This is a genomic window from Mesorhizobium sp. ESP7-2 (genome assembly GCF_020164715.1).
In the GTDB taxonomy this organism is placed as follows: domain Bacteria; phylum Pseudomonadota; class Alphaproteobacteria; order Rhizobiales; family Rhizobiaceae; genus Mesorhizobium.
The window spans coordinates 114799-120943 of record NZ_JAIUGQ010000018.1 but is presented as its reverse complement, the minus strand read 5'-3'; the positions used below and the strand labels follow the sequence as shown (position 1 = coordinate 120943).

7 protein-coding genes are annotated in these 6145 nt (G+C 61.1%); all 7 read left to right on the top strand.

Going from position 1 to position 6145, the window contains the following annotated elements; genetic code table 11:
• Positions 1-335: 335 nt before the first annotated feature.
• Entirely contained in the window at positions 336-1202 is an 867-nt protein-coding gene (locus LB543_RS18655; protein ID WP_224615115.1) for a sterol desaturase family protein, read from the top strand.
• A 122-nt stretch (positions 1203-1324) separates the two neighbouring features.
• Positions 1325-2131, top strand: coding sequence for an alpha/beta fold hydrolase (locus tag LB543_RS18650; protein WP_224615114.1), 807 nt, complete (start codon positions 1325-1327; stop codon positions 2129-2131).
• 101 nt (positions 2132-2232) lie between these two features.
• Entirely contained in the window at positions 2233-2904 is a 672-nt protein-coding gene (locus tag LB543_RS18645; RefSeq protein WP_224615106.1) for a DUF2161 domain-containing phosphodiesterase, read from the top strand.
• A gap of 66 nt (positions 2905-2970) precedes the next feature.
• A complete protein-coding gene (locus LB543_RS18640) occupies positions 2971-3261 on the top strand; it encodes a TfoX/Sxy family DNA transformation protein (protein ID WP_224615105.1) in 291 nt (96 codons plus the stop codon).
• A gap of 111 nt (positions 3262-3372) precedes the next feature.
• Positions 3373-3780: a DUF930 domain-containing protein gene (locus LB543_RS18635; protein WP_224615104.1), complete on the top strand. Its 408-nt coding sequence runs from the start codon at positions 3373-3375 to the stop codon at positions 3778-3780.
• Between the two features lie 184 nt (positions 3781-3964).
• Positions 3965-4651, top strand: a complete 687-nt coding sequence (locus tag LB543_RS18630) for a TerC family protein (protein ID WP_224615103.1) — start codon at positions 3965-3967, stop codon at positions 4649-4651.
• Positions 4652-4809: 158 nt separating this feature from the next.
• Positions 4810-6123 (top strand): 30S ribosomal protein S12 methylthiotransferase RimO, encoded by a 1314-nt coding sequence (gene rimO / locus LB543_RS18625; RefSeq protein ID WP_224615102.1) that lies wholly within the window; start codon positions 4810-4812, stop codon positions 6121-6123.
• Positions 6124-6145: the final 22 nt, after the last annotated feature.

Sequence of the window (6145 nt, the reverse complement as noted above, 5' to 3'; positions counted from 1 at the left end):
CCCCGCTCAAGTAGCGCTCAACAATCGAGCGCTTCTCAAGCTCGCTGAATCTGGACATGCAAAACCCCCGAAGGTTGCGTCCAACTTTCGGGGGTCAGTTCAGCAGGGACCGGAGGGGTTAGTCCTGGGAGGCCGCGCGTTGCGCTGCGTTCGACAAGCGCGCGCCGACCAAGTAGCGCCAGGTTGCGACATGGATGTGACACCGGCGAGTGCATGACAAGCCGGGAGCACGACAGCGGCGGCCGGCATCAAGCCTTTGGAAAGGAGAAATGTGGTTCTGTTCGGAAGCTGAAGCGCGGCTGGCGCTGGCCAAAGGCAAGGCGATAAGCGGTCGAATGGATATCTTTGGCATCAAGGGGCTGTTGATCTGCGCGCTGATCTTCATTCCGTTCGAGCATCTCTTTGCCGAGCGACCGCAAAAAATCCTGCGCAAGGGCCTGGGTGTCGACCTGATCTATGTGCTGTTCAACGGCCTCGTCGTAAAGGCGGTAATAATCCTGATAGCGGCCAACACGCTCGAAGCCGCTGCAATGCTGGTCCCGCAATCGGTAACGCACGCGGTCGGCGGCCAGCCCCTCTGGCTGCAGGTCGCCGAAATCATCCTGATTACCGATATAGGCGTCTACTGGGCACACCGTGCGTTTCACGAAATCCCCGCGCTTTGGAAGTTCCATGCAGTTCATCACGGCATCGAGGAACTGGATTGGCTGGGTGCATTCCACTCTCATCCCGTCGACGCCATAGTCACGAAGGCAATTTCGCTGACACCGATCTTTTTTCTCGGATTCTCCGAAGCCTCCATCGCCGTCTTTTCCGTCATCTACTTCTGGCACACGCTGCTTGTTCATTCGAACTTGCGGATTCCGTTCGGTCCCTTGAAGTGGCTCGTCGCCGGCCCGCAGTTCCATCGCTGGCACCATGCCAACCAGCGCGAAGCCTACGACAAGAACTTCGCCGGACAGCTGCCCTTCCTCGACGTGGTGTTCGGCACGTACAATGCGACTGGCAACAAGGCGCCTGAGAAATACGGCGTCGATGATCCCGTCCCCTCCAGCTACTTCGGACAGATCGGCTATCCGCTGCGGCGCCGCAGGAAACGATCGAATCGGGCAGAGCCGAATGGCGGCGCGCTCGACGAAAATCAGCCGGGGCGAAACAGCGGGGATCGGGCGCCAACAGGTGCGGTCAATATCGGCCGTTAGGCAATACAATCTCCCCTGTCGTGTCGCCTGATGGCAGCAGAAATTCCCTCGCGGGTTGGTCTCGGCGGATGCCGGCGATAAATGTAGGCCCTGCGCAATTTGCCACGAGGCTGTTTTTCGGCATGGACTATCGCGACGACGATCTCACGAAATTCGAAGCGCATGGCGCCGCTCCTTTGCCGGCCGCGGCGGACGAAGGCCAGGTTGAGCACGAGGGTGCAAAAATCTGGTACGCGACGTTTGGGACGGGGTTTCCCGTGATCCTGTTGCATGGCGGCCTTGGCCATAGCGGCAATTGGGGATTTCAGGTCCCGACATTGGTCGAGCACGGCTATCAGGTCGTCACCATCGACAGCCGTGGCCATGGACGCAGCACGCGCGACGAACGGCCGTACAAATACGAGCTGATGGCCTCGGATGTCCTGGCGGTGATGGATCGCCTGCACTTGAACAAGGCTATCGCAGTGGGTTGGAGCGATGGCGCCTGCGTAGCCCTGATCCTTGGCATGATGGCCGCCGATCGCATCGCGGGCGTTTTCTACTTCGGCTGCAACATGGATCCCAGCGGCACGAAGGAATTCGAGGCCAGTCCGGTCATCGAGCGGTGTTTCAGCCGGCACAAAAAGGACTACGCCGAGCTGTCGGCCACGCCGGATCAATTCGATGCGTTTGTCGACGCCGTCGGCCTGATGATGAAGAGCGAACCCAATTATGGCGCGGCCGAACTGGGAGAGATCGGCGTGCCCGTGGCGGTCGTCCAAAGCGAGCACGACGAGTTTATCAAGGACGAGCACGCGACCTATCTGGCCCGCAGCATACTGGGATCGGAATTGGTCATGCTGCCCGACGTCAGTCATTTCGCGCCCTTGCAGCGTCCCGACCGGTTCAACCGCGTGCTATTGGCTTTCCTCAAAAAAATTCGTCCTTGAGCCCTGTCGCACCGCTTCCGGAATCCCAGCTCTGGGTCAGGCACGCGGGACGCCATCTCGCCTGCGAGGCTTTTCACGTCGAATCGGCTAAGCCTTGCGGTATGAACGAGACCTCACTCTATGCGCCGGTGAAGCGTTTCCTCGAAAACCTCGACTTCGTCGTGAAAGGGGAAATCGGCGGCTGCGACATCGTCGCGCTGCGCGAGGGAGAGCCGCCGATCGTCGTCATCTGCGAGTTGAAGCTGCAGTTCAATCTCGAACTGGTTCTGCAGGGCGTCGACCGCGCGGCTGCTTGCGATGAAGTGTGGCTGGCCGCGCGTATGTCGGCCCGGGGCAAGGGACGTGAAAGCGACGCCCGGTTCCGCAACCTTTGCCGCCGGCTCGGCTTCGGCCTGATTGGCGTGACGGCGAACGACCGCGTCGAGGTGCTCCTGAGCCCTGTCACCGTTACGCCGCGCAAGAATCCGCGTCGCCGCTCGCGTCTTGTCGATGAACATCGGCGCCGTCGCGGCGATCCTGTCGCGGGCGGCGGATCGCGCAATCCGATCATGACCGCTTACCGCCAAAGCGCCCTCGCCTGCGCCGCGGCGTTGGCGGATGGGCCCAAGCGCCCACGCGACCTGAAGGCGCTGACGCCGCTGGCGCCAAAGATCCTGCTGCACAATGTCTATGGCTGGTTCGCGCGCGTCGACCACGGCGTCTACGATCTCACCGACGCCGGCCGTGCCTCGCTGATCCGTTGGCCGCAGGCCTCGCACAGTTCGCCAGGATGATCGTGAACGTGCTCTATGCCGTCGCTCCGTTTGAGCCGGATTTGCCTATCGAACGAGGGAGGCATGATGATGGTGCGCGTCAAGAACATGCGAAACCTTGGCCCGGTGACGGCGCGGATGTTGGCGGAAATCGACATTGTCTCCGGCGACGATTTGCGCAATCTCGGCTCGGTCGAAGCCTATCATCGCCTGAAGTTTCGATTTGGCCGGCATGTGACGATCCTCGCGCTTTATGCGATGGAAGCTACATTGTGCGATTGCGATTGGCGGAATCTCGACCCGGACATAAAGGCGTTTCTCCGACAACAGGTTGGCGCCGGCCAAGTCTTGGGGACGGCGATACGCACGCCTCGCTGATCCGTTGGCCGCATTCGTCCGACGTTGAAACACGACACGGGGTTTTGAATGCGCCGACCCGCCTGAACACGGAAACCTGAGAGGCCTGTTGGTTGATTTTTCAGACAAAACATGTTGCTTGTCCCGCCCATGAAGACACTCTGCATGATGGCCGTTGCGTCCCTGACGCTGGCTTTTCCGGCCAGTGCGATGGACAACGCTTTGCGCGCCGGGCTGATGAAACTTGATCCGCAGACCCGCCTCGAGCAGCGTTGCGATGCCGAAATCCTGGACCGGATCACCCACGACGATCGCAAGTTCAAGGCCGACCGCGTCGTCGCATACGCCTTCGCGACGCCGGAGATGAGCGCAGACGCCATCCGGAGCCCCGGTGCGGCGTTCCGCAGCAAGGGACAGTGGTACCGGCTGAAATTCAAATGCCAGACGGGACCGGACCATATGGAAGTTCTCCAGCTCCGCTATCGGATCGGAGATGAGATTCCGGAAGCCGATTGGGCGAAGTACAATCTCTACGATTAGTTTCTCGTGGGCTTGCGCCGGCATTGGCTTGCGGCCAGCGGTTACTGAGAATTTTTCTGTAATCCACGGCCACGAAAATGGTTTTCCAGCGCTGTCCGGCGCTGCGACTTGACGCCAGCGGACCATGCCTTTAGGCCCGTTCGAACGATCGCCGACGAACACTCGACGAAGGGCTTCCAGGTCGATGGAAATATTTACCGCCGCGGGCTTTTCGGCTCTTCTTCAGGTCATCGCCATCGACCTTGCGCTTGCGGGCGACAATGCCATCGTCATCGGCCTCGCCGCGGCCGGCCTGCCGGTCAGCCAACGCAAGCGAGCCATTCTTGTCGGCATCGCGGCTGCCACCGTTCTTCGCATTTTCTTCGCCCTGATCACGCAATGGCTGCTGACCATTGGTCCCATGCTGCTTATCGGTGGTGGCCTGCTTTTGCTGTGGGTTTGCTGGAAGATGTGGCGCGAATTGCGTGTCAGCCACGATGACGAGCGCGACGCCACCGAAGCGCTGTCGAACGGCGATTTCGACAAGGATGGGGTCATTGCCGGCAAGGGGCCACGCAAGACCTTCTCACAGGCCGCCTGGCAGATCGTCATTGCCGACGTCTCGATGTCGCTCGACAATGTCCTTGCCGTGGCGGGCGCGGCCATGAACCATCCGACGGTGCTGATTGTCGGACTGGCGCTGTCGATCGCGTTGATGGGCTTTGCGGCGTCGTTCGTCGCGCGCCTGCTGCACAAATACCGCTGGATTGCCTATGTCGGCCTGATCATCATCCTCTATGTCGCGGTCAAGATGCTGCTTGATGGGGCCGTGCAGCAATTCCCCGATCATTTCGCCCTCCTGTCACCATGGTTCGGGTCAGGCGGGCACTGACGCACTGGCTGGGGCCTAGTGCTCCGTTTGCCTGATTGAGGAAGGCGTGCTATTGCGCCGCCCGAATTGAGCTCCTGCCGGGAGCCATGCAAACCGTTATATGTCGAGACTGCGGGCCGGATCGGTGTTTCCGGTTCGTGTCCATTGGAAAATCGCCCATGTCCGCCCCGCGCGTCAGCTTCGTCAGTCTCGGATGTCCCAAAGCCCTTGTCGATTCCGAACGCATCATCACGCGTTTGCGGGCCGAGGGCTACGAGATCGCCCGCAAGCATGACGGCGCCGATCTGGTTGTCGTCAACACCTGTGGTTTCCTTGATTCCGCCCGCGACGAGTCGCTCAACGCCATCGGCTCCGCGCTTTCGGAAAACGGCAGGGTCATCGTCACCGGCTGTCTGGGCGCCGAGCCGGACGTGATCCGCGAGAAGCACCCCAACGTGCTGGCGATCACCGGGCCGCAGGCCTATGAGAGCGTGATGGCAGCCGTCCATGAGGCTGCCCCTCCCTCGCACGATCCCTACATCGACCTCCTGCCGCCGCAGGGCGTTAAGCTGACGCCGCGCCACTATGCCTATTTGAAGATTTCGGAAGGCTGCAACAACCGCTGCACCTTCTGCATCATCCCGGCACTTCGTGGCGATCTCGTCTCGCGGCCGGCTGCCGATGTGCTGCGCGAAGCCGAAAAACTGGCCAAGGCCGGGGTCAAGGAACTGCTCGTCATCTCGCAGGATACCAGCGCCTACGGCATCGACATCAAGTTCCAGACGTCCATGTTCGGCGGCCGCGAAGTGCGCGCGAAATTCCTCGATCTCTCGGAGGAACTGGGCAAGCTCGGCATCTGGGTGCGCATGCATTATGTCTACCCCTACCCGCATGTCGCCGACGTCATCCCGCTGATGGCCGAGGGAAAAATCCTTCCCTATCTGGACATCCCCTTCCAGCATGCCTCGCCGCAGGTGTTGAAGAACATGCGCCGGCCCGCCCACGGCGAAAAAACGCTCGAGCGCATTCGCGGCTGGCGCGACGTATGCCCGGATCTCGCCATCCGCTCGACCTTCATCGTCGGCTTCCCCGGCGAAACGGACGACGATTTCGAGATGCTGCTCGATTGGCTGGATGAAGCGAAAATCGATCGCGCCGGCTGCTTCAAATATGAACCGGTCAGAGGCGCCCGCTCCAACGAGCTTGGGCTCGAGCAGGTGCCGCAGGAGATCAAGGAAGCGCGCTGGCATCGCTTCATGCAGCGCCAGCAGAAGATTTCGGCGACGCAGCTTGCCAGGAAGGTCGGCAAGCGCCTGCCGGTGCTGATCGACGAAGCACACGGCATGTCGGCAAAAGGCCGCACCAAATACGACGCGCCCGAGATCGACGGTTCGGTCCACATCCAGTCGCGCCGCCCGATGCACGCCGGCGACATCGTCACCGTCAAGATCGAGCGCGCCGACGCCTATGATCTCTACGGTTCGGCCGTCTGAGCCCCTCCCGTCAAGTTCTCCA